Here is a 23,659-nt window from a genome sequence, read left to right on the forward strand (position 1 = left end):
ACGCCCCGCGCGCCCACGTCCAGCGCCGCTTACGCCCCGGGCGCCGCCGCCCCGCCCCGTGCGCTCACGCCTCGCCCCCGCGCCGCCTACGCCTCGTCCGACGCCAGCAGATCGTCCGCGTCCACGATCCGGTACGCGTACCCCTGCTCCGCGAGGAACCGCTGCCGGTGCGCCGCGAAGTCCTGGTCGATCGTGTCCCGGGCCACCACCGAGTAGAAGACGGCCGGGTGGCCGTCCGCCTTGGGCCGCAGCACCCGGCCGAGGCGCTGCGCCTCCTCCTGCCGGGAGCCGAACGTGCCGGACACCTGGATCGCCACCGTCGCCTCGGGCAGGTCGATCGAGAAGTTCGCCACCTTGGACACCACGAGGACCCCGAGCTCGCCCTGCCGGAACGCGTCGAAGAGCTTCTCGCGCTGGGCATTGGTCGTCTCGCCCTTGATGACCGGGGCGCCCAGGTGCTCGCCGAGCTCGTCGAGCTGGTCGATGTACTGCCCGATGACCAGCGTCTGCTGCCCCCGGTGCCGCTCCACCAGCGCCTCGGTGACCCGCTGTTTGGACGCGGTGGTGGCGCAGTAGCGGTACTTCTCCTCGGTCTCGGCGGTCGCATAGGCGAGACGCTCGGTCTCGGTCAGATTGACCCGCACCTCGACACAGTCCGCCGGAGCGATGTAGCCCTGCGCCTCGATCTCCTTCCAGGGCGCGTCGAAGCGCTTCGGGCCGATCAGGGAGAAGACGTCGGACTCGCGGCCGTCCTCCCGGACGAGGGTGGCGGTGAGCCCGAGCCGGCGACGGGCCTGGAGGTCGGCGGTGAACTTGAAGACCGGCGCCGGGAGCAGATGCACCTCGTCGTAGACGATCAGCCCCCAGTCGCGGGAGTCGAACAGCTCCAGGTGCGGGTAGACGCCCTTCCGCTTGGTGGTGAGGACCTGGTACGTGGCGATGGTGACCGGCCGGATCTCCTTGCGGGTGCCGCTGTACTCGCCGATCTCCTCCTCGGTGAGGGACGTCCGCTTCACCAGCTCGTGCTTCCACTGACGGGCGGAGACCGTGTTGGTGACCAGGATCAGGGTGGTCGACTTCGCGGTCGCCATCGCGCCCGCCCCGACCAGCGTCTTGCCCGCGCCGCAGGGCAGGACCACGACGCCGGAGCCGCCGTGCCAGAAGCCCTCGACGGCCTGCTGCTGGTAGGGCCGCAGCGCCCAGCCGTCCTCGTGCAGCTCGATCGGGTGCGCCTCGCCGTCGACGTAGCCCGCGAGGTCCTCGGCGGGCCAGCCGAGCTTCAGCAGGGTCTGCTTGATCTGCCCGCGCTCGGAGGGGTGCACGGCCACGGTGTCCGGGTCGATGCGGTTCCCGACCAGCGGCTGGATCTTCTTGGAGCGGAGGATCTCCTCCAGGACCGGGCGGTCGGTGGACTCCAGGACGAGACCGTGGGTGGGGTGCTTGAGCAGCCGCAGCCGGCCGTAGCGGGCCATGGTCTCGGCGACGTCGACGAGCAGGGCGTGCGGCACCGGGTACCGGGAGAACTCGACGAGCGCGTCGACGACCTGCTCCGCGTCGTGCCCGGCGGCCCGGGCGTTCCACAGCCCGAGCGGGGTCACCCGGTAGGTGTGGATGTGCTCGGGGGCGCGCTCCAGCTCCGCGAACGGGGCGATGGCGCGGCGGCACGCGTCGGCCTGCTCGTGGCCGACTTCCAGGAGCAGTGTTTTGTCACTTTGGACAATCAGCGGTCCACTCACGCCTGGCGCCTTTCGTGCGTCTCCGGGGGACAAGCCTCCAGTGTCCCTCATCGCCCGAAGTGCGGAGCCGAGTGTGGAAGGGGCGCGGGTGGGGCGGGCCGAGCGGGGGCGTGCCGGTCGTCCACGATCGAGTGAATGCGCACAGACAAGTCGTTTTGCTGTCTGTATCGTCAAGACTTGACGATACAGACAGCAAAACGACACGTTCCATCGAGCCCCGGGGAGGCCGGCATGCTGTTGCGCTTCCAGGTGACGAACCATGCGTCGCTCCGTGAGGAGCAGGAGCTCACCCTGGTCGCGGACGACCGGCACGACGAGCGGGCCGAGCAGGAGGTGCCCCGCAGCCGCCACCGGGTCGTGCCGGTGGCGGCGATCTACGGGCAGAACGCCTCGGGGAAGTCGAATGTCATCGACGCCCTGGTGTGGATGCGCACCGCCGTCCTGTCGTCGTTCCAGCGCTGGGACCCGTCCGGCGGAGTGCCCCGGCGCCCCTTCGCTCTCCGGAGCGGCGCCTCGATCCCGCCGAGCGGCTACGAGGTCGAATTCGTGCTGGACGGCGTCCGCTACGCCTTCGGCTTCACCGTGGACGACGACCGGGTACTGGAGGAGTGGCTCTACGCCTACCCCGAGGGCAAGCCGCGACGGCTCTACGAACGGCGCGGGGGCGAGCCCGTCAGCTTCGGCCGCGGGCTCACCGGACGACGGAAGGTCATCGCCGACCTCCTGCGGCCGAACAGTCTCTATCTCTCGGTCGCGGCGGCCCAGGGGCACGAACTGCTGCGCACGATCTACGCGTGGTTCCGGAACGATCTGACGGTCGCCACCGACAGCGACTTCCAGCACCGGCTGGACCACACGGTCAGCCTGTGCCTGGCCGAGCGGGAGCGGGGCGGCCGGGCGCCGCTCATGGACCTGTTGCGCTTCGCCGACCTGGGCGTCGGGGGGCTGGAGATCCGTGAGCTCGGCGAAGAGGTCGCGGACGAGCAGGAGCGCGTGCTCGCGGCGCTGCGCGAGGCGCTCGGCGACCGGGTGAAGGTGGAGGCGCCGCTCGGGGACCGCGTACGGGTGGAGCACCGGACCGCCGACGGGACGTTCACGCTCCGGCTCGGCGAGGAGTCCAGCGGCACCCGCACCTGGATCGGGCTGCTCGGCCCGGTCGTCACGGCGCTGATCCGCGGCGCGGTGCTGTGCGTGGACGAGCTCGACGCACGGCTCCACCCCCACCTCACGGACGCCCTGGTCGGGATGTTCCAGTCGCCGGAGACCAACCGCCGCGGCGCACAACTGATCTTCAGCACCCATGAGTCGTCACTCCTGGGGAGGAACTCCCGCACCGAACTGTTCCGGGATCAGCTGTGGTTCACGGAGAAGGACTACGACACCGGCGCGACCCGGCTCTTCCCGCTGACGGAGTTCTCGGTGCGGGACTCGATCGAGAACCTGGAGAAGCGGTATCTGGGGGGCCGGTACGGAGCGGTTCCGCACTTCGACAGCGATCTGCTGGCGGGCCTTGCCGCGGCGAGTGAGGGGGCCGCGGCGAATGAAGGGCCCGCGGGGAGCGAAGGAGCCGCGGCGAGCGAAGGGCCCGCGGCGAGTGGGAAGGGAAGCGGGGGTGACGGTGCGACGGGGGAAGCCTCTCGGCCGGAAGCAGGGGAACCGTCCGGAACAGCGGAGATTCCTGATCTACTGCGAAGGTGAGTGCACGGAGACCCAGTACTTCAAGGGGCTGAAAGCGGAGTTACGGGCCCTGCCGGTGGAGCTCTGCATGGGCGGAGTGCATGGTGAGCCGAAGTCCCTGGTGCAGGCCGCCATCGAGCACCAGGCGAGAGCGCCCAGGAGTGCCAAGGACCGCTGCACCGCGTACGACGAGGTGTGGTGCGTCGTGGACGTCGAGGCACCGGTGCCGCACCCCGGACTGGCGGATGCGCTACGGCTCGCCCGGGGCGGCGCGGTCAATGTCGCGCTCAGCAACCCCTGCTTCGAGATATGGATCCTGCTGCACTTCAAGGACATCACCGCCTACCTCACGTCCGGACAGGCGCAGCGACTGCTGGAGAACGAACCGGGCTGCGCCGGGTATTCGACGGCCCGCAAGCATCTGGACTACGAGTCGCTCCGGGCGCTCCACGGCGTGGCGCAGTCCAGGGCCCAGCGTCTGCGGTCCCGTGCGGAGGCGGAGAGCGAGGGCAATCCGAGGGCGGTGAACCCCCGGACGGTCAACCCCTGGACCGATGTCGACGTCCTGGTCGAGGCCCTGCGGGACGCTCGGAACGGGAGAGCCGGGAAGCGGTGATCCGGGCCCCCGGGCCGGAGGTCAGGTCGGGTCGTCGGCGAGTTCCGCGACGCCCGTGATGCGGTGCAGGGGGTAGGTGCGGATCTCGTCGGCCGTGTGGTCGTAGGCCGTGACGAAGCCGCCCTCCACCCGTACCGGGGCGATGACTCGCTGGCTGGCCGCGCCGTCGGCGTTCACGTAGCCGATCCACACCGCGCTGCTGGTGAGAGCCGCCGCCTGCACCGTGGCGAGCGTCTCGGCGGAGGTGGTGCGGGGCAGCCGGCCGCCGTCGGACGGGGCGCCTTCCCGTGCCTCCGGCGCCTGCGCCGCGGCCGGCCTGCGCACGGCCGTGGCGGCGAGGTCGCCCGCGCGGATCGCCTTGACCGCGGCTGTGAGCAGCGTGGCGTCGGGGACGGGCGGGCCGCCCTGGACGGGGGCGGGCGCGGTGCGCGGCGGGGTGCGGTGCGCGTCGGCCCGGGTGATCACCACGTCGCCCTCGGCCGACTCGGCGGCCGGGGCGTAGCCCATGTCCCGCAGGCACTCCAGGAGTTGGTCGGGCGGTGCCTGGGTGGCCAGCACCGTGGGGGCGAGGCGGCGCAGGCGCAGCCCCGAGGACCGCCGGTCGGCGAGGATCTCGGCCAGCAGGGCGTCGTCGTCGCAGCGGATGTACGCCGACGCCGCTCCGACGCGCAGGTGCCCGTGCTTGCGGGCCACGTCGTCGATCAGGTAGCTGAGCGGCTGCGGGACGGGCGTCCGGGAGTGCTCGGCGAGGAAGGCGTGCAGGTCGGAGGCGGTCTGTCCGGCGTCCAGGGCGCGGCGGACGGAGCCCGGGGTGAACCGGTAGACCGTCGCGCCGCCCTTGGACTCGACGTCGGCGAGCACCCCGAGCATCTCGGCGAGCGGCCGCTCCAGCGGGCCCGGCGCCACGGCCGTCAGATCCGCCTGGAGGAGGACGTGGTCGAGCGGTTCGGGGAGCTTGGGGGCGAGCAGGGCGGCGGCGATGGCCGCGGCGGCGTGTACTTCGGCGGGGTGCGTCTCGGTGGCCGGGGGTGCGCCGGGGCCGGTGCCGTTGTCCCGGGTGGTGGGGCCGGTGTCCGGGGTGCTCGCGGTGGTCGGCTGGGGTGGGATGCGGCCGTCGGAGTCGCCCGGGGTGGGGGCGGTGGCCGCTGTGCCGTCCGCGCCGGGCGCCGGGAGTGTGCCGGTGACGATCGTGGTGGGGCTCGCCGCGGCGGGGGCGGCCGTGGCGGGTGCGCCGGTGGCCGTCGGCTCCGGGGCGGGGCTGCCCGGGGCGGGGTGACCTGGAGCGAGCCGGCCTGGGGCGGGCTCTCCCAGAACCGATGCTTCCGGTGCCGGCTCGCCCGGTGCCGTCGGTGTGCCCAGGAGGGCCCGGCCGTGGGTGGAGAGCGCGCCGCGGCCGGTGACCCCGAGGCGTTCGGCCTCGGCCAGGGTCCAGCGTGCGATCCGGGAGCGGAGGTCGTCGGGGTGCGGGTGCGGGTGCGGGTACGGGTACGGGTGCCCGGCCGGGCCGGGGCCTGCCCCCTGGCCCGGGGCCTCGCTCGGGCGGGCCGGGGCGCCGTGCTCCCAACGGAGGCGCGCCAGGACCGCGTCCGGCTGCGGCGCCCCGCCGTCCGGGAGCGTGGCGAGCAGTTCGAGGGTGCGGCGGCGGAAGTGCGGGGCCGGTGAACGGTCCAGCCCCGGGCCGAGCGCGGAGAGGGTGCGGCCCTTGGCGTCCTGGCCGCCGACCAGGCCCGCCGTACGGGTCGCGGTCAGCCAGGCCGCGGCCAGCGCGGACCAGCGCTGTTCCGCGGGCCGGCGCTGCCACTCGTCGTACGCCGGGGTGGCCGCGAACCGTTCGTCGGCCTCGCCGTCCGAGGCCAGGAGCCCGGCGGCGAAGGCGAGTTCGAGCCAGAACGCGGCCGTCGGCTCGTCGGTGTCGAGCGCGGTCGCGGTCCGCTTGAGATCGCGGACGCTCATGCCCCCGGCCCGCAGGACCCCGGGGCCGCCGAGCTCCCACTCCTTGAGCAGGTCCTCGACGACGCCCAGCGCGGCGAACGCCTGGCCCGCCGCCGTCGCGTCCACCACGCCCGGCCGGTGCTCGGCCACCGGCTCCAGCGCGGGCGGCAGCGGCTCGGGGGTGCGGTGGGCCCGGCCGTCGCGCAGATGCAGGGCGACCTCGCGCGGCAGGGCGACGGTGCCGGAGCCGGTGGGGAGCAGCAGCCCGCGGGCCGTCAGCCAGCGGACCTGCGGCGACGGGTTCGCCGGGACCGTGCCGTACGGCGGGCCCCAGACGAGGCGGGCCAGCGTCTCCCGGGACTCCTCCGGGGCCTCGGCGAGCAGCGCCGCCATCCGCGTGCGGTCCTCGAACAGGGCGGTGAGCGCGTCGACCGCGGTGACCGGGTCGTGCGTGGCGGGCAGCCCCGCCGTGGCGATGATCTCCTGGAGCCGCCCGGGGGACATCCCGGTGGCGGCCTCGGCCACGGTCGGGCCCAGGCCGGTGGGGCTGGTCCGCGCGGGGCCGGCCGGAGGACGTGCCGCGCCGGCGGAGGTCCGTCCTGCGCCGGCGTAGGGCCGTCCCGCTCCGGTGGGGGGCCGACCTGCTCCGGTGGGGGAGGTGCGGCCCGGGAGGGTGGGCGCGGCCGTGCCGGACGAGGCGAGCGCGGTGCCGCCGGCCAGTACCTCGCGGGCGGTGCGGACGAGGCGCAGCCGCTCCTCCCCGCCCCAGACCAGGGCCTGGGCGCGCAGCGTGCTGAGCGCGCGGGGCAGCTCCCGTTCGATGACCTCGTCGCCGGAGTCGCCCGCCATCAGGCCGAGGAGGGCGGGGTACGGGCAGGGGTCCGGGGCGATCGCCAGCGCCTCGGCGGTCTGCAGCGCGAACCGGTCGAGCCGTTCCAGGGCCCGTACGACGGAGGCGCGGGTGCCGGCGCGGGTGGCGAGCTGGGTGAGGTCGCCCGGGACGGGGGAGAGGAGGTCGGGGCGCGCGCGGAGGAGGGTGGCTAGGGCGGGGTCGGGGCGGGTGCGGAGTTCTTCGGCGAGGGTGCGGGGGGTTCGGGGGGTGGTGGTGTCGGGGGTGCCGGGTGCGGCGGGGGTGCTGGTGGCGCTGGGGGTGCCGGTGCCGGTGCCGGTGCCGGTGCCGGGGGCGGTGCCTGGGGCCTCCGTGGAGTCGGGGGTACCGGTGGCGGGGGTTCCGGTCCTGGTGGAGCTGCCCGTGGCGGCGCCCGTACTGCGGCGGCGGGGGTCTGTCGGCACGCGCTCCTCCCGGTTCCGCTTGTCGGCCATCCGCCCCACGATAGCCGCTCCGCGGGGGGTGGGGACGGGGGCGCGTTGGGGGCTCGTCGAGCGGCGCGGTGGGGGTGAGCGGGGGTGGGGTGCGGTTTTCGGGTGCGGGGCGTCGTGGATTTCGGGCGCGGGTGGGCGTGGTTTTCGGGTGCGGGTGGTCGTGGGGTTCGGGGGTGGGGGCTCCGGGGTGGGGGGTCTGGAACGTATATTTTTGGCCCTGGGGGGCCACAAATACACGGAAGCTTCCAGAACCCCCCACCCCTGCGCCCCCACCCCCTGACGTCCACCCGGCCCTGTGGTCCCCGCTGTCGTCATGTCCGGACCGGTGGCGCCGTGTCCCCGCCTCCTTGCGTTTGCTCGGCCTTGTGGCTTCCGCTGTTGTCTTGTTCGGATTGGGCCGGTGGCGCCGTGTCCCCGCCTCCTTGCGTTCGCCCGGCGCTGTGGCCTCCGCGGTCGTCATGTCCGGACCCGGCCGGTGGCACCGGGCCGTCACGTCCGCCCAGCTCTGCCACCCGGCCGCTTGCGGCTCCGTCCCTTGCGTGCGGTGGCCGCCCCGCGGTCCGGCCTACCGGGCCTGGTTGCCTGCGTCCGGGGCGGTTCCGTCGCCCCGGTCGCCCCAGTTCTGCGGGCCCGCGTATGCCGTTCAGGGTGTCGGTGGTGGGCGTGCGGTGTGGTCTGTTCCGGGCCTCGGGTGTCCCGGGGCGTGTGCCATGGGGGCAATCGGCGGTGTAGCCGGTACCGTCGAGGAGGTCGTCAACCAGTGCGCGCCCGCAGGGGATTTGGTGGGGATCGAGAGCGATCGGGTCGTCTTCGACTATCTGAGCAAGGTCGGGGACCTGGCTCAGCAGCAGCAGATGCCGTCCGGGGACCGGATGCGGCTGGTCACCCGGCTGCGCGCGGAGATCGAGCAGCAGCGGGCCGGCGGGGCCGACAGTCCCGCGGCGGTGAAGCGGATCCTGGGGAAGCTGGGCACGCCGGACGAGGTGGTGGGCGGCGCGGCCGGGGGTGCGCCCGACGTTCCGTCGAAGGCCGCCGTGCCGTTGGCGAAGCCCCATGTGCCCGCGCAGCGGCAGGCGTCCGGCGCCGCGCCGCCGCATCTGGCGGGGGAGGACGAGCTCGGGCCGCGGGTGCCGGTCACCGACTGGTGGCGGGTCGAGCCGGGGCCGTTCGGCGGGCCGGGGTCGTCCGTTCCGGGGTTCAGCGGGGGGATCGAGATCCCCGAGATGCTCGAACCGCCGGAGCGCGCCGCGGTGGAGAGCGCCCCGGAGCCCGCCAAGACGGAGGAGAAGCCGGCCCCACGGGTCCGGGGGGCCGGGCTGGCGCGGCGGGTGTTCGCGCGGCGCCGGGAGGAGACGCGGGCGCCGCTCAGTCCGCTGCTGCTGATCGCCGCCGGGCTGCTGGTGGCGGGGGCCGTGCTGGGGAATCTGGTGCTGCTGGGGCTGGGGTGGGTCGTCGCTTACGGCACGCGCCGACTGTCCCGGATCGAGGCGAAGTTCGCGGCGCTCGGGCTGCCCGGGCTGGTCGCGGCGAGTGCCGTCGTGTGGCTGTGGGGGCGGGTCGAGGGGCGCTGGGGGGAGCCCGTCCCGAAGGACGGGATGGCCGCGGCGCTCGGTGAGACCTGGCCGGTGGCGCTGCGCACGGCGGCCGTCGCCTCGGCGCTGTTCCTGGTGTGGCGGGCGAGGCGACGGCCGCGCGGCAACTAGCCCAGCCGCTGTTGGAGTTCGTCGAGGATCGTGTCGGCGGCGGTGTAGCCGATGCCCTGGATCCAGGTCTCGTCGTCGATCCGGAAGGACCGCTCGTTCCTGACGGCGGCCATCCGCTTCCACAGGCCGCTGCGCAGGATCTGGGTCTCCTTGGCCTTCTTCGGGTCGCCGTAGGTGGCGTAGAAGAGGGCGTCCGCGTCGGCGTCGTCGATCCTCTCGGGGCTGACGTCGTAGGAGAAACCGTCGGTGGCCCGGTGCACGACGGCGGGGCGGCCGAGGCCGACGTCCTTCAGGACGGTGGCGATGTAGCTCTTCTCGCCGTAGACGCGGGTGTCCGCGCCCTCGACGAAGCGGACGATGTTGACCTCGGTCCGCTTCGCCCGGTCCGGGCCGCCGAGCGCGTCGGTGACCTTTCGGGCGTGGGCCCGGTAGGCGGCAACCGCCTTGGCGGCCGCCTGCTTCTTGCCGAGGGCGGCGGCGTGCACCCGGAAGTTCTCCTTCCAGGGGTAGCCGGTGGTCTCGGTGAGGACGGTCGGGGCGATGGCCTTGAGGCTGGTGTAGTTCTTCGCGTCCCGGGCCTTGTTGCTGAGGATCAGATCCGGCTTCAGCTCGTTGACGGCCTCCAGGTTGGGGGAGCCGATCGTGCCGACGTTCTTGATGCCGGAGACCTGGTCCTTGCTCAGGTAGCCCAGGAAGCCCGAGCGGGTGCCCGCGTTGGTGGCGCCGACGGGCTTCACGCCGAGGGTGATCGCGGAGTCCAGTTCGGCGGTGTCGAGGACGACCACGCGCTTCGGCGCGACGGGCACCCGCACCTTTCCCATGGCGGTGTTCACGGTGCGGGTCTCGCCCTCGGGGGCGGCGTTCTGCCCCGTGCCGCAGCCGGTGAGAGCGAGGGCGGCGAGGGCGGCGGTGGTGGTGAGCGCGCGGGTGCGGGACATGGCGCACCTTTCAGTGGTGGTCGGGGACGGGCGTGCGGGCCTGCCAGGGCAGGCCGGGGACGACCAGCGGGCTGCCGGTGACGGGGTCGGGGACGACGACCGCGTCGAGGCCGAACACCTCGCGCACCAGCTCCGCCGTGACGATCTCCGCCGGGCCGCCCTGCGCGACGATCCGCCCGGCCTTCATGGCGACGAGGTGGTCGGCGTAGCGGGCGGCCTGGTTGAGGTCGTGGAGGACGGCGACGACGGTGCGTCCCCGCTGGTGGTTGAGCTGCCGCAGCAGGTCGAGGACTTCGATCTGATGGGCGATGTCCAGATAGGTGGTGGGCTCGTCGAGGAGGAGCAGCCCGGTCTCCTGGGCGAGGGCCATGGCGATCCAGACGCGCTGCCGCTGGCCGCCGGAGAGTTCGTCCACGGGACGCTCGGCGAGGTCCGCCACGGCGGTGCGGTCCATGGCGTCGGCGACGGCCCGTTCGTCCTCCGCCGACCACTGCTGCCACCAGCGCTGGTGCGGCTGCCGGCCGCGGGCCACGAGGTCGGCGACCGTGATCGCCTCGGGGGCGGCCGGGGTCTGCGGCAGCAGGCCGAGCTGCTGGGCGACGGTCCGGGTGGGGATGCGGCTGAGGTCCCGGCCGTCCAGCAGGGCCGCGCCGCGGGCGGGCCTGAGCAGCCGGCCGAGGGCGCGCAGCAGGGTGGACTTGCCGCAGGCGTTGGGGCCGACGACGACGGTGACCCGCCCGTCGGGAACGTCCAGGTCCAGTCCGTCGACGACGGTGCGCTGCTCGTAGGCGAGGGTCAGGTCGCGGGCCGTCAGGCGGCTCTCGGTCACGAAGTTCCTCCGGTGCGGCCTCGCAGGATCAGGCGGATCAGATACGGGGCGCCGACGGCGGCGGTCAGCACGCCGACGGGCAGTTCGGTGGGCGACAGCAGGGTCCGGGCCGCCAGGTCGGCCGCGACCACGATCACCGCGCCGGTCAGCGCCGCGCACACCAGCGGGATCCGGTCCGTCCGGGCCGCGCGGCGGGCGATCTGCGGGGCGAGCAGTGCCACGAAGTCCACCGGCCCGGCGGCGGCCGTGGCGACGGAGGCGAGGACGACGCCGAGCGCGGCCAGTCCGAGCCGGGTGCGGCCCAGGTGGGTGCCGAGCGCGGTCGCCGTGTCGTCGTCCAGGGCCACCGCCCGCTGGGCGCGCCCCGCCCACAGCACCGCGGGCAGCAGGAGCAGCAGGACGCAGCCCAGCGGTGCCGCTTCGGGCCGGCCGCGCCCGTCCAGCGAGCCGGTCATCCACACCTGCGCCTGCTGGGCGACCAGCGGTTCGCCCTTGGTGAGGAAGAGCTGGGTGACCGAGCGCAGGGCGATGGCGAAGCCGATGCCGATGAGGACGAAGCGGCCCGCGTGCAGTCCGCGGCGCCAGGTGAGGGCGTACACGAGGGCCGCGGTGGCGAGGCCGCCCGCCACCGACAGGGCGGGCAGGGCGACGGTGGACGTGACCCCGAAGGTCAGCGCGCCGACCGTCAGCGCACCCGCGCCCTGGCTGACGCCGATGATGTCCGGGCTGGCCAGCGGGTTGCGCGCCACGGTCTGGACGAGCGCCCCGGCGAGGCCGAACGCGACGCCGACGAGCAGCCCGGTGACCAGGCGCGGCAGCCGCAGGGTGCCGACGACGAAGGCGTCCGGGGAGGGCAGCCCGGCCAGCACTCTCATGGCGCCGAGCGGGGTGGCGGTCGTCTCGCCGAGGCAGAGGGAGGCGAGACAGACGGCGGCCAGCAGCACGGTGAGGGCGCCCGCGGTGCGGGCCGCCCGCCGGTGCACCAGGAAGGAGGCCGCCCCGGCGCGGACCAGGGTGTGACCGGCCGGGAGGACGCGCGGGCGATGAGCGGTGCCGGTCATGCGGTCACCGTCCGGCGGCGCACCAGGACGACCAGGAACGGGACCCCGGCCAGGGCCGTCATCACCCCGGCGGGGACCTCGGAGGGCGGGAAGACCAGCCGGCCGAGGACGTCCGGGACCAGCAGCAGCACCGGGCCGGTCAGCGCGGCCATCGGCAGCACCCAGCGGTGGGCGGTGCCGACGGCGGCGCGGGCCAGGTGCGGTACGGCGAGGCCGATGAAGGCGATCGGTCCGGCCGCCGCGACGCCCACCCCGGTGAGGACGGTCGCGCCGAGCCCGCCGACGATCCGCAGGGCGGCGACGTTCTGCCCCAGGCCGCGGGCCAGGTCCTCGCCGAGGGCGAGGGCGTCCAGCCCGCGGGCGACGGAGAGCACCAGCACCACGCCGAGCACCAGGAAGGGCCAGACCTGGCCGATCACGTCGGCGCCGCGGCCGGAGAGCGAACCGACCTGCCAGAACCGGTACTCGTCGAGGGTGGCGGCGTCGGTGGTCAGCACCGCGTGGATGACGGAGACCAGCAGGGCGTTCACCGCCGCCCCGGCCAGGGCGAGTTTCACCGGAGTAGCCCCGCCGCGTCCGCCGGCCGCGACCGCGTACATCGCGACGGCCGCCAGCCCCGCCCCCAGGAACGCGTACCCCACGTAGCCGCTCGGGCCGTGCACTCCGGCGAACGCGATGGCCAGCACCACGCTCGCGGAGGCGCCCTGGCTGATGCCGAGGATGCCCGGGTCGGCGATCGGATTGCGGGTGAGGCCCTGGAGCACCGTGCCGGCGAGGGCGAGCGCCGCGCCGACCAGCACCCCGGTGACGGTGCGCGGTAATCGCAGGGACCGTACGACCTCGGCGGCGTCGCCGGAGCCGCCGTGCAGCAGCGCGTCCAGGACGGCCGACGGGGCGAGGGGCCGGGCGCCGACGGACAGGCTGAGCAGGACCGACAGCAGCAGGGCGGCCGTGGCCGCGGCCAGCCACCCGATACGGCGTCCGGCCGGGGTGCGTCCGGGCTGACCGGGCGGGGCGGCGGGCATCGGTTCCTCTCGGATCCGGCGGGCCCGGCGCGGCGGACCGCCTGTCAGGTTAGGGGAGCCTAAGTCTAGGGGGTGCTCCGCAAGGGTGACGGCACAATGGCTGCCATGCCCACGCATCCCTTGACGGTCGGCTTCGACCTCGACATGACCCTCATCGACTCCCGCCCCGGTATCAAGGCCGCCTACCTCGCGCTGGCCGCCGAGACCGGGACGCACATCGACGCCGACCTCGCGATCACCCGGCTCGGTCCGCCGCTGGAGGAGGAGCTGGCGAACTGGTTCCCGGACGACCGGATCCCGGCCATGGCGGTCCGGTACCGCGAGATCTACCCGGACCACGCGATCGCCCCGACCCTCGCGCTGTCCGGCGCGGGGGACGCGATAGCCGCCGTGCGCGGCGGGGGCGGCCGGGCGATCGTGGTCACCGCCAAGCACCAGCCCAACGCCGAACTGCACCTGAAGCACCTCGGCATCGGTGCCGACGCGGTCATCGGGTGGCTGTGGGCGGAGGCCAAGGCGGAGGCGCTGCGCGAGCACGGCGCGGCCGTCTACGTCGGGGACCACACCGGCGACATCCGGGGCGCCCGGGCCGCGGGCGCGCTGTCCGTGGCCGTCGCCACCGGCCCGTTCGGGGAGGACGAACTCCGCGCCGCCGGCGCGGACGTGGTCCTGCCGGACCTCACCGCGTTCCCGGCGTGGCTGGAGGGCTACCGGGCCGAGCGCGCCTGACGGCGCCCGGCGGCGATCGACCGCAGCACCCCGGCGCCGGCGATCACGAAGCCGGCGCCCATCAGCATGCACACGAAGTACGCGGGCGCGGGCAGCGGATCCGCGCCCAGGAACAGCGGAGCCATGGTGGCGACGGTGGCGAGGGCGCCGACGAGGAACACGATCGCGCCGACCCGGACCAGCCGGTCACCCGCGGAGGAAGGAGTACCGCTCATGGGACCAGGGTAGATCGGCGTCAGGAGCGCTGAGGAACCACCCGGCGACATCTTGTCACCAGGCACGGGACCATTAGCCTTGGACGTGGCGGGTCTCACGGCCCGCTCTAGTGCTATCCAGAGCTGTTTTTGTGTGTTTCCCCGACGAGTACGAGGACGAGGACGGACGTGCCTACCGGCAAGGTCAAGTGGTTCAACAGTGAGAAGGGCTTCGGCTTTCTCTCCCGCGACGACGGCGGCGACGTCTTCGTGCACTCCTCCGTGCTCCCGCCCGGTGTGGACACCCTCAAGCCGGGACAGCGCGTCGAGTTCGGCGTGGTGGCGGGCAACCGCGGGGATCAGGCGCTGTCGGTGAGCGTGCTCGACCCGGCGCCCTCCATCGCCGCCGCACAGCGCCGCAAACCGGACGAACTTGCCTCGATCGTCCAGGATCTGACCACCCTGCTGGAGAGCGTCTCCCAGCAGCTGGAGCGGGGCCGCTACCCGGACAAGGCGCACGGCAACAAGATCGCCGGCATGCTCCGGGCGGTCGCCGATCAGCTGGACGTCTGAGCGCCCCGACGACGACGTGATGTGCGTGGACCGGTCCCGTGGGGGCCGGTCCACTGCGCTCTCCGGCCGTCTTTCCCGGCGTCGTCGCCCGGCGGCTGCCCGGCTGCCGGGAGGGGGTCAGCCGGCGGACGGGCGGGCGAAGGCCAGCGCGTCCGGGCCGAGCGGCGGCACCAGCCCCTCGGCCGCCGCGCGGGTGAGCAGCCCGCGCACGGCGGCGTAGCCGTCCTCGCCGAGACCGGCGGTGAACTCGTTGACGTACAGCCCGATGTGCCGGTCGGCCACGGACGGGTCCATCTCCTGGGCGTGCTCCAGGACGTAACCGCGGGAGGCCTCCGGATCGGCCCACGCCATCCGTACCGAGGCCCGCGCGGCCTCGGCCAGTTCGCGCAGCCGCTCCTCGCCCAGCGACCGCCTGGCGACGATGGCGCCGAGCGGGATCGGCAGCCCGGTCGTGGCCTCCCAGTGCTCGCCCATGTCGGCGAGCCGGTGCAGCCCGTAGTCGGGGTAGGTGAAACGCGCCTCGTGGATGACGAGTCCGGCGTCGACCTTGCCGTCCCGCACGGCGGGCATGATCTCGTGGAACGGCAGGACGACGACGTCACCGACCCCGCCGGGCACCTCCGTTGCCGCCCACAGCCGGAACAGCAGATAGGCGGTGGACCGCTCGCTCGGCACGGCGACCGTCCGGCCCGCGAGCGCCGCCGGCCCGACCGCGCCCCCGTCTTCGCCGTCCGGGGCCCGGGTCAGCACCAGCGGTCCGCAGCCCCGGCCGAGCGCGCCGCCGCACGGCAGCAGCGCGTAGTCGTCGAGGATCCACGGCAGGACCGCGTACGACACCTTGAGCACGTCCAGTTCGCCGCGCTCGGCCATGCCGTTGGTGATGTCGATGTCGGCGAAGGTCACGTCCAGCTCGGGCGCCCCGGGGACGAGGCCGTGGGCCCAGGCGTGGAAGACGAAGGTGTCGTTCGGGCACGGCGAGTACGCGATCCGCAGTGCTTCGCTCATGAGACGGGCCCCTCCCAGGCGTGGAGTACGGACACGAGGGCGCCGCAGGCGCCGGAGAGCGCGCTCAGCGCCGGGCCGATCCGCCAGGCGGCGCGGTCCCGCGGACCCACCGGGTTGGAGACGGCCCGGAGCTCCAGGACCGGCAGGCCCTGCGCGGCGGCGGCCTCGGCGACCCCGAAGCCCTCCATCGCCTCCGCCGCGGCACCGGGATGCCGGGCGGCCAGCTCGGCGGCGCGCGCGGCGCTGCCGGTGACGGTCGACACGGTCAGCACCGGGCCGGACGCGGCGGACGCCGCGGCGGCCAGGGCGCGGGAGAGCGCGGCGGGCGGCCGGTGGGCGCCGGTGCCGAAGCCCAGCTCGGTGACGGGCAGGAAGCCCTCCGGGGTCTCGGCCCCGAGGTCGGCGGCGACGATCGTGTCGGCCACCACCACCGAGCCGACGGGCGCGGTACCGGCGAATCCGCCCCCGATCCCGGCGGAGACCACCAGGTCGTAGGGGCGGCGGTGCAGCGCACCGGCCATGACGGCGCCGGCCGTCGCGGCGGCGGACGCGCCCGGGCCGACCCCGCCCGCGAGGACGTCCACCACGAGTGCCGGAGCGCTGCCGTCCGACGCCGGGCACGGCACCCGCAGCAGGGCGCGGCCCGGCAGCGGCACCGACTCGGGGGCGCCGGAGCTGTCCGGCGCGGGGTGCGCCGCGCGGAGGCCGGCCGTGACGGCCTCGGACTCCGCCGGTACGGCGGTGACGACGAGGACGCGCATCAGGCTGTGCCCTTCGGCCGGGGAGGAGCGTCCGTCAGGAGGACTTCCGGTTCAGGGTGAACTGCCAGGCGCCCTTGGCCTTGCCGCCCTTGCCCACCTCGATGATCGCGACCTGCGCGGTCTTCGGAGCCGCCGCGGCGCCCGTGGGGCTCTGCTGCGGGGCGAAGATCTGGTCGAAGTCGAAGCTCCGGTAGGTGTCCTTGCTGGCCTCGGACATCGTGCCCTGGCCGTTGACCACCATGGCCCAGCCGGACTCGGCGACGTCCGGGTCGACACCGACGCTGATCCGCTGGCCCTCGCCGACCGTGAGCTTCTTGTCGGACTTGGCGCTGATGCAGTGGCGCAGGTCCTTCGGGGAGAGCGCCTTGCCGTCGTTGTAGCAGGCGGCTTCGCTGTGCACCGACTCCGAGCCCACCGTGACGGTGGCGAGCGGGGTCGGCTTCTCGCAGGCGGAGAGGGCCACGAGCCCGAAGGCCGCGGCGCCGACGGCGGCGACGGTGCGCACGGTCCGGCCCGTGGTCTGCATCGAAAGGCGGCTCCGCCGCGTGGCAATGCTCATGCGCGAAGGCTATCGGGCCGCTCTCCTCACGCCACGCGGGGGTGCGGCGTGCCGCGCCGCGCGGCCGCGAGCAGCCCCCGGACGGCGACGATCACCCCCGCGGCGACCATCGCGGACGCCACGGCCATCCCGAACACGCCGTTCAGCGGCAACGAGATGCCGATCGCGCCGCCCACCACCCAGGACATCTGGAGCAGCGTCTCGGAGCGGGCGAACGCCGAGGTCCGCACCTCCTCCGGCACGTCCCGCTGGATCAGCGCGTCCAGCGACAGCTTGGACAGCGCCTGGGTGAAGCCCGCCGTCGCGGTGACCACGGCCAGCGTCACGGGGTTGAAGAACACGGCGGCGGTGACGGTGGCGCCCAGCGCCAGCCCCAGCACCGTCGCGATGATCACTTCCGGTCCGCGGGCCTTGAGCCACGCACCGACGGCGGTGCCCAGGGCGTTTCCGGTGCCCGCCGCGACGCCCACCAGCCCCAGCGAGAAGGCGGCGCTCAGTCCGCCCAGCGGGTGCTCGCGGAGCAGGAACGCCAGGAAGAAGATCAGGAACCCGGAGAGCGCCCGGTGGGTGGCGTTCGCCTGCAGACCGTGCAGCACGGACGGCCCGACGGTGCGCAGTCCCGGTCGCCGGGGCCTCGGCTCGGCACCCCGGCCGCGGCGCAGCCGGGCCAGAGCGAGCGGGCCGTGGCGGACCCGGGTCGCCCCCGCGCCCACCACCCCCGGCTCGTGGTCCTCGACGGCGCCCGGGGCGCGCCCGTGGGCGTGGGTGAGGAATTGGGCCTTCGCCTCGCCCTTCGCCGAGTCCACCTTGTGCGGCAGCGTGAACGCCAGGAAGGCGCCCAGCGAGAACACCGCGCAGGCCCCGTACAACGGCCAGGTGGGGCCGATCGCCTGGAGCCCGGCGCCGATGGGCGCCGCGACCCCGGTGGCCAGCAGGCCCGCCAGCGTGACCCGGGAGTTCGCCTTGACCAGCGCGAACCGGGGCGGCAGCAGCCGCGGCACCACGGCGCTGCGCACCACGCCGTACGCCTTGGACGCCACCAGCACCCCGAGCGCCGCCGGATACAGCTCCAGGCCGCCGGTCGCGACGGCGCCGGACATGGTGAGCGCGAGCACCGCCCGGGTCAGCATCGAGCCGGCCATCGCGGCGCGGCGGCCGTGCGGCAGCCGGTCGAGCAGCGGGCCGACGACCGGGGCCAGCAGCACGAACGGGGCCATGGTGACGGCGAGATAGAGCGCGACCCGCCCCCGCGCCTCGTCGGTGGGGACCGAGAAGAAGACGGTGGACGCCAGGGCGACGGTGATCATCATGTCCCCGGCGGCGTTCACCGCGTGCAGTTCGATCAGCTTGCCGAGGCCCGACTCGCCCGCGCCGTGCGCATGGGTGGCGCGCCGGATGCCGCGGGCCGTGGCCGTGAACGGCAGATGCAGGGCCCGGCCGACCGCCGCGCCCACGCGGCGGAGCGGACCCCTGCCGTCGGACGACCAGTCGGCTGCCACTCCGTCATACTGCCCCGAGTCGGCGTTCCCAGACCGCCGGTGCCCGGACACCGCCGGGTCTTTCCGCCGGACGGCGGCGCGGACGCGGACTCCTCGGGAGACGAAGCCGGGGGAGGGTGGGACCGGAGCGCCCGATGGGGGTAGCGTGCGCAGTGCTGTGACCGGGAAGGTTCACCGGCTCGCGGCGTCCGCTACGACACCTGACCGCGTCCCGGCGTCGCTCGCTTCGCCCGGTACGAGGGGGTTCGCCCCGGTACTCCCCGGCCTCCGGGCCGGGAGGTGCCCGGACGCCGTGAGATCCCGGTAGACCTTCCCGGTCACAGCATCAGCGCGCCAACGGCGGTCGTTCTTGGCCGCGCGCCTGTCCGCGATCCCGCAGAATGGGGAGAACAGGTGCGCCCAGGCCGATCGGGCGCGGACGTCGACGCGGTCCTCCGGTCCGCTCCGCCCGTGCCCCTCGGTTCCGCGGCCGGTCCGTCCGGCGCACTCGTCAGACGGCGTAGGAGAGAATCGATTCTTGTGAGTGCTGCGACGATGCGAAGCCGTACCCCAGACCGCCTGTGCGCCGAGGCGGTCGACCTCGCCCTTGCCGCGGCCGTGGAGGCCGCCGGAGAGGACTCCGTGGGCGAGCACCTCGGTGTCGTCGCGGACGGCGACCGCGTGGTCACGCACTTCTTCGCCTGCCGGGAACGGGCGTACCGGGGCTGGCGCTGGGCGGTGACGGTCGCCCGCGCCTCGCGCGCCAAGTCCGTCACGCTCGACGAAACGGTGCTGCTGCCCGGCTCCGACGCCCTGCTGGCACCCGAGTGGGTGCCGTGGAGCGAGCGGCTCCGGCCCGGCGACCTGGGCCCCGGCGACCTGCTGCCGACCGAGGCGGAGGATCTGCGGCTGGAGCCCGGCTTCTCCGGCGAGGACGCCCCGCCGCCCAACTCCGTGGTCTCCGAGGAGCAGGCGCGCGAGGCGGCCGAGCCCGCCGCACCGGAAGCGGCCGCGGCCGACGAGGCGGCGGCCACCGCGGCGCCGCCGGCCGTCCCGCCCGCCCGGGGCAGCATCTCGGCCGTCGCCGAGGAGCTCGGTATGCGGCGGGCACGGGTCCTCTCCCGCTACGGGCTGCACACCGCGGCGGACCGCTGGGACGAGGCGTACGGCGCCCGGACGCCCATGGCGCAGGCCGCGCCCGCCTCCTGTTCGACCTGCGCGTTCCTGGTGCCGCTCGCCGGTTCGCTGCGGCAGGCGTTCGGGGTGTGCGCCAACGAGTTCGCGCCCGCCGACGGCCGGGTGGTCTCCCTCTCGTACGGCTGCGGCGCCCACTCGGAGGCCGCGGTGATGCCGCAGCCGTCGCGCCCCGCGGCGCCGGTGATCGACGAGACGAAGGTCGACCCGATGCCGCTGCATCCGGGACAGGCGGGCGGCTCGGTGGAGGAGACCACTCCGGAGGAAGAACTCGGCCACTCCTGAGGGGCGCGGGGGGTTCTTCCGAGGACCGGTGGGTCGTGTCCTGAGGGGCGGGCGGCCGGCTGGTGAGGTCCGGCGGGTTGCCCTGAGGGCCGGTGGTTCCTCCTGACGTCCGGTGGGTCGCCTCCTGAGTGGCAGGTTGTCTCCCGAGTGGTGGGTTGCCTCCCGAGTGGTGGGTTCCCTCCCGGAGGTCCGGCAGGTTGTCTTCGTCTCCAGAGGCCCCGGAGGCTGGTCGGGGTGGCCCGGCCGGTTCCCTGCGGCCGCCTCCGCAATCCATTCAGGGCCGGTGACCGGCCCCTTCCGCGGCTGCTCCCGGGCTGCCCGGCGCGCCCCGGACACTGTGCCGTCGGTCACGTCCGCCATCGGTCGCTCGCTGGTGCGCCCAGGCCGGGGCACCGACCCGTGCCACCAGCGGTCGAGCCCACCACCGGCCATGCCACCACGGCCGTGCCGCCCCCGGCCGTACGGCCACCACCCCGAGCCGCCGCTTCCGGCCGCCGTGGCGCGTCCGGGATGACCGGCAGGGGGCGCGGACGCCCTTCCGGCCCGGATAGCGGTACGTTCGGCGCTGACAGTCGGTGGTCCGGGAGAGGGAGCGACACGTGGGCGGCACGGCGATGGTGCAGGCGACGGACGACGGGGCGGACCCGTTCGGGACGGCGCGGCTGCGACGCGGTGTGCTGGACGCGTGGGCCGCCTCGCCCGCCCGGTTCCGGGAGGACGCCAATGCCGAGGAGGACCTGGTCCTCGGCGGCTACCGCGACCGGCTGGTCGTCGAACTGGCCCAGAACGCCGCCGACGCCGCCGCCCGCGCCGGGGTGTCCGGCCGGCTCCGGCTGACGCTCCGCCCCGCCGAGGGCGACGCGCCCGCCGTGCTCGCCGCCGCCAACACCGGCGCACCGCTCGACGCCGCCGGCGTGGAGTCGCTGTCCACCCTGCGGGCCTCGGCCAAGCGGGACACGGACGACCCGGCGCGCTCCGTCGGCCGGTTCGGCGTCGGCTTCTCGGCGGTGCTCGCGGTCAGCGACGAGCCGGCCGTCGTCGGCCGGACCGGAGGCGTGCGCTGGTCCCTCGCCGAGGCGCGGGAATTCGCGGCGCGGGCCGCGGCCGCCGGGCCCGGCCTCGGCGACGAACTGCGCCGCCGCGACGGCCATGTGCCGCTGCTGCGGCTGCCGATGCCCGCGGAGGGGAGCGCGCCCGTCGGCTACGACACGGCCGTGGTCCTGCCGCTGCGCGACGGCGCCGCCGCCGACCTCGCGGCCCGGCTGCTCGCCGGGATCGACGACGCGACCCTGCTCACCCTGCCCGGCCTGTCCGAGATCGTCACGGAAACCCCCGACGGGGTACGGACACTGACGAGCCGTCGGGACGGCCCGTACGTGGTGATCGAGGACAGCTCCGGTTCCGGGGCCGCGCGGACCACGCGGTGGCGCACCGCCGCCGCCGGCGGCCGGCTGGACGAGAAGCTCCTCGCCGACCGGCCCCTGGAGGAACGACTGCGCCCCGCCTGGTCCGTGACCTGGGCGGTGCCGGTCGACGACGCGGCGGACGGCGCACCGGCCCGGCCCGGCACCGCCCCCGTGGTGCACGCGCCCACCCCCACCGACGAGCCCCTCGGCCTGCCCGCCCTGCTGATCGCCTCCCTGCCGCTGGAGCCGACCCGCCGGCACGCCGCGCCCGGACCGCTCACCGACTTCCTGGTGGAGCGGGCCGCCGAGGCGTACGCGGAACTGCTGCGGGACTGGCACCCCGTCGGCACCGGCACCATCGACCTGGTGCCGGGCCCGCTCGGCCGCGGCGAGCTCGACAGCCGGCTCCGCGACTCGGTGCTGCGGCTGCTGCCGAGTGTCCCGTTCCTGCCCAGCGCGGCGCCGCCCGCCGCGGACGCGGAGGAGGACGGTCCCGGCGGTGCCTGGGACGCCGCCGACCTGCGGCCCGAGGAGCGCGGCGTCCGGCACGCCGACTGGGACGGGGAGGTGCCCGGCGGCCCGCGCGCCGCGGCGCACGCGCTGCGCGCCACCGATGCCGAGATCGTCGAGGGCGCCGGGGACGCCACGGTGCGCGTCCTCGCCGAGCTGTTCCCCAGCCTGCTGCCCGCCGGTCTGGAACGGCGCCCCGAACTGCGGGCGCTCGGGGTCGCCCGGGTGCCGCTGGGCGAGGCCATCGACCGGCTGGCCGGCGTCGAGCGCGCCCCCGCCTGGTGGCGGCGGCTCTACGACAGCCTCGCCGGCACCGACCCGGACCGGCTCAGCGGCCTGCCCGTGCCGCTGGCCGACGGCCGGACCACCATCGGCCCCCGGCAGGTGCTGCTGCCGCTGCCGGGCGCCGACGACAGCGCCGCGGAACAGCACCGTCCGGACCTCGCCGACGTGGTGGTCGGCGCGACCCGGATCCCCGCCTCCGGCACCCCGGCCGACGCCTCCTCCGCCGGGCCGACCAGCGCGGCCACCCTCGCCCGGCTCGGCCTGAAGGTCGCTCACCCCGACGCCGCCCACCCGCTCCTGGAGAAGCTGGGCGCCACCCCGGCCACCCCGCGGGCCGTGCTCACCACCGCCCAGGTGCGGGCCGCCGTCGCCGGGTCGCTCGACAGCGGGGAGATCTGGGACGAGGACGCCCTGGACGCCGAGGAGCTGGCCGAGGCCGTGCTCGGGCTCGTCCGGGACGCCCGGCTCGAACCGGGCGACGAGCCCTGGCTGGCGGCGCTCGCGCTCCCCGACGACGAGGGCGAGCCGGCCCCGGCCGGTGAACTCGTCCTCCCCGGCAGCCCGTTCGAGCAGATCATCCGGGAGGGGGAGCTGGCGGCCTGCGATGCGGAGCTGGCCGAGCGCTGGGGCGAGCAGCCGCTCACGGCCGTCGGGGTGCTGGCGAACTTCGCCCTGGTCAGGGCCACGGACGTGGTGCTCGACCCGGACGAACTGGACCCCCGCGACGGCGACTTCGCCGAGCCCGACGACGCCGGGCTGCTGGACTCCGTGGACGTCTGGTGCGAGGACGTGCTCGACCGGCTGCCGGACACCCCGGTGCCGCCGGTCGCCACCGAGATCGTCGCCGTCCGCGACCTCGACCTGGTCGACGACGACGCCTGGCCGCAGGCGCTCGCCCTGCTCGCGCAGCCGCCGCTGCGGGACGCGCTGACCGCGCCCGTGCGGGTGCTGCTGCCGGACGGCACGACCGAGTCCGTCCGCCCGTACACCGCCTGGTGGCTCCGCGGCCACCCGGTGCTGGACGGCCGCCGTCCGGCCGGGCTCCGGGCCGCGGGCGGGGACCCGCTGCTCGCCGGGCTCTACGAGGCGGCCGACGCGCACGGCTTCGAGGACGAGCAGGTGCTGCGCGCCCTGGGCGTCCGCACCTCCGTCGCGGCGCTGCTCGACGAGCCGGGCGGCGCCGCCGAACTCCTCGCCCGGCTCGCCGACCCGGACCGCCCGGTGACCGCCGCCCGGCTGCACGCCCTGTACAGCGCGCTCGCCGGCCTCGACCCGGAGCAGGTCACGCTCCCGGACGAGCTGCGGGCCGTGGTGGACGGAGAGGTGCGGGTCGTGGACGCGGCCGACGCGCTGATCGCCGACGCCCCCGACCTGCTGCCGCTCGCCGCCGGCCGGGCGCTGGTGCCGGTCCGGCCGACCCGGGCGGCGGACCTGGCGGAGCTGTTGCAGGTCTCGCGGCTCAGCGAGGCGTACGAGGGCCGGGTCGGCTCCGGGGAAGGGGAGACCCACGAGGTGCCCGAGGCGGTGCGCACCCTGCTCGGCCCGGCGGCTCCCGAGAGCTACGTCGAGCACGAGGAACTGCTCGTCGACGGCGTGGAGACGGACTGGCGGCACACCCCGGACGGGGTGCTGCACGCGGCGACGCTGGAGGGCGTGGCGGCGGGGCTGGCCTGGGCGGCGGGCGAGTGGCCGCGCCGGTTCGAGGTGGCGGCGCTGCTGGAGGACCCGTCGCGGACGGAGGAACTGGCGCGGGACCGCTGGTTCGACCGGTAGCCGAGGCCGCGGGGGCGGCGGGGCGAGCGACGGCCGCCACGCCGCGGGCGCGGCGACCGCGCTCACG

18 protein-coding genes are annotated in these 23,659 nt (G+C 75.2%); 7 read left to right on the forward strand and 11 right to left on the reverse strand.

Annotated features, from left to right (window positions below):
* Positions 1–86: 86 nt before the first annotated feature.
* Entirely contained in the window at positions 87–1,736 is a 1,650-nt protein-coding gene (locus tag AC3EQ1_RS08560; RefSeq protein ID WP_432093691.1) for a DNA repair helicase XPB, read from the reverse strand.
* Positions 1,737–1,967: 231 nt separating this feature from the next.
* Here AC3EQ1_RS08560 and AC3EQ1_RS08565 point away from each other — a divergent pair, with 231 nt between their 5' ends.
* Together AC3EQ1_RS08565 and AC3EQ1_RS08570 are read left to right on the forward strand one after the other, a co-directional pair.
* Positions 1,968–3,434, forward strand: coding sequence for an AAA family ATPase (locus tag AC3EQ1_RS08565; RefSeq protein ID WP_432093692.1), 1,467 nt, complete (start codon positions 1,968–1,970; stop codon positions 3,432–3,434).
* Positions 3,355–4,029 (forward strand): RloB family protein, encoded by a 675-nt coding sequence (locus AC3EQ1_RS08570; protein ID WP_432093809.1) that lies wholly within the window; start codon positions 3,355–3,357, stop codon positions 4,027–4,029. Before AC3EQ1_RS08565 ends, AC3EQ1_RS08570 begins: the two co-directional genes overlap by 80 nt.
* Positions 4,030–4,050: 21 nt before the next feature.
* Here the strand turns inward: AC3EQ1_RS08570 and AC3EQ1_RS08575 are convergent, their stop codons facing one another.
* Entirely contained in the window at positions 4,051–7,284 is a 3,234-nt protein-coding gene (locus tag AC3EQ1_RS08575; RefSeq protein ID WP_432093693.1) for a helicase-associated domain-containing protein, read from the reverse strand.
* A 782-nt stretch (positions 7,285–8,066) separates the two neighbouring features.
* Here AC3EQ1_RS08575 and AC3EQ1_RS08580 point away from each other — a divergent pair.
* A complete protein-coding gene (locus AC3EQ1_RS08580; protein WP_432093810.1) occupies positions 8,067–8,987 on the forward strand; it encodes a hypothetical protein in 921 nt (306 codons plus the stop codon).
* Here AC3EQ1_RS08580 and AC3EQ1_RS08585 read toward each other — a convergent pair.
* From AC3EQ1_RS08585 to AC3EQ1_RS08600, 4 genes are read right to left on the reverse strand one after another with little or no spacing between them, the layout of a single operon-like run.
* Positions 8,984–9,925, reverse strand: a complete 942-nt coding sequence (locus AC3EQ1_RS08585) for an ABC transporter substrate-binding protein (protein WP_432093694.1) — start codon at positions 9,923–9,925, stop codon at positions 8,984–8,986. The two genes, AC3EQ1_RS08580 and AC3EQ1_RS08585, sit on opposite strands and share 4 nt — an antisense overlap.
* Before the next feature lie 10 nt (positions 9,926–9,935).
* Positions 9,936–10,754 carry an ABC transporter ATP-binding protein gene (locus AC3EQ1_RS08590; RefSeq protein WP_432093695.1) on the reverse strand — a complete coding sequence of 273 codons (819 nt, stop codon included), beginning with the start codon at positions 10,752–10,754 and terminating at the stop codon, positions 9,936–9,938.
* Positions 10,751–11,815, reverse strand: a complete 1,065-nt coding sequence (locus tag AC3EQ1_RS08595; protein WP_432093696.1) for a FecCD family ABC transporter permease — start codon at positions 11,813–11,815, stop codon at positions 10,751–10,753. The genes AC3EQ1_RS08590 and AC3EQ1_RS08595 overlap by 4 nt, the downstream gene beginning before the upstream one ends.
* Positions 11,812–12,840, reverse strand: coding sequence for a FecCD family ABC transporter permease (locus tag AC3EQ1_RS08600; protein ID WP_432093697.1), 1,029 nt, complete (start codon positions 12,838–12,840; stop codon positions 11,812–11,814). Before AC3EQ1_RS08600 ends, AC3EQ1_RS08595 begins: the two co-directional genes overlap by 4 nt.
* Before the next feature lie 96 nt (positions 12,841–12,936).
* On the opposite strand from AC3EQ1_RS08600, the gene AC3EQ1_RS08605 reads away from it, so the two are divergent.
* Positions 12,937–13,569, forward strand: a complete 633-nt coding sequence (locus tag AC3EQ1_RS08605) for an HAD family hydrolase (RefSeq protein WP_432093698.1) — start codon at positions 12,937–12,939, stop codon at positions 13,567–13,569.
* On the opposite strand, the gene AC3EQ1_RS08610 is transcribed toward AC3EQ1_RS08605, so the two are convergent.
* Entirely contained in the window at positions 13,548–13,784 is a 237-nt protein-coding gene (locus tag AC3EQ1_RS08610) for a hypothetical protein (protein WP_432093699.1), read from the reverse strand. The two genes, AC3EQ1_RS08605 and AC3EQ1_RS08610, sit on opposite strands and share 22 nt — an antisense overlap.
* A 168-nt stretch (positions 13,785–13,952) precedes the next feature.
* On the opposite strand from AC3EQ1_RS08610, the gene AC3EQ1_RS08615 reads away from it, so the two are divergent.
* Positions 13,953–14,336 carry a cold-shock protein gene (locus tag AC3EQ1_RS08615; RefSeq protein WP_351513270.1) on the forward strand — a complete coding sequence of 128 codons (384 nt, stop codon included), beginning with the start codon at positions 13,953–13,955 and terminating at the stop codon, positions 14,334–14,336.
* Between the two features lie 117 nt (positions 14,337–14,453).
* On the opposite strand, the gene AC3EQ1_RS08620 is transcribed toward AC3EQ1_RS08615, so the two are convergent.
* Genes AC3EQ1_RS08620 through AC3EQ1_RS08635 form a run of 4 tightly spaced genes read right to left on the reverse strand, consistent with a single transcriptional unit; the run spans position 14,454 to position 18,160 of the window.
* Complete coding sequence (locus tag AC3EQ1_RS08620; RefSeq protein WP_432093700.1) at positions 14,454–15,341, reverse strand: 1,4-dihydroxy-6-naphtoate synthase; 888 nt, start codon at positions 15,339–15,341, stop codon at positions 14,454–14,456.
* On the reverse strand, positions 15,338–16,102 hold the full coding sequence (locus tag AC3EQ1_RS08625) for a futalosine hydrolase (protein ID WP_432093701.1): 765 nt from the start codon (positions 16,100–16,102) through the stop codon (positions 15,338–15,340). The genes AC3EQ1_RS08620 and AC3EQ1_RS08625 overlap by 4 nt, the downstream gene beginning before the upstream one ends.
* Positions 16,103–16,136: 34 nt before the next feature.
* Positions 16,137–16,661, reverse strand: coding sequence for a hypothetical protein (locus AC3EQ1_RS08630; protein ID WP_432093702.1), 525 nt, complete (start codon positions 16,659–16,661; stop codon positions 16,137–16,139).
* 26 nt (positions 16,662–16,687) lie between these two features.
* Positions 16,688–18,160 (reverse strand): MFS transporter, encoded by a 1,473-nt coding sequence (locus AC3EQ1_RS08635; protein ID WP_432093703.1) that lies wholly within the window; start codon positions 18,158–18,160, stop codon positions 16,688–16,690.
* A 534-nt stretch (positions 18,161–18,694) separates the two neighbouring features.
* On the opposite strand from AC3EQ1_RS08635, the gene AC3EQ1_RS08640 reads away from it, so the two are divergent.
* Positions 18,695–19,618: a DUF3027 domain-containing protein gene (locus AC3EQ1_RS08640; protein ID WP_432093811.1), complete on the forward strand. Its 924-nt coding sequence runs from the start codon at positions 18,695–18,697 to the stop codon at positions 19,616–19,618.
* Between the two features lie 614 nt (positions 19,619–20,232).
* Positions 20,233–23,592 carry a sacsin N-terminal ATP-binding-like domain-containing protein gene (locus tag AC3EQ1_RS08645; protein ID WP_432093812.1) on the forward strand — a complete coding sequence of 1,120 codons (3,360 nt, stop codon included), beginning with the start codon at positions 20,233–20,235 and terminating at the stop codon, positions 23,590–23,592.
* Positions 23,593–23,659: the final 67 nt, after the last annotated feature.

The organism is Streptomyces sp. bgisy100 (assembly GCF_057709105.1).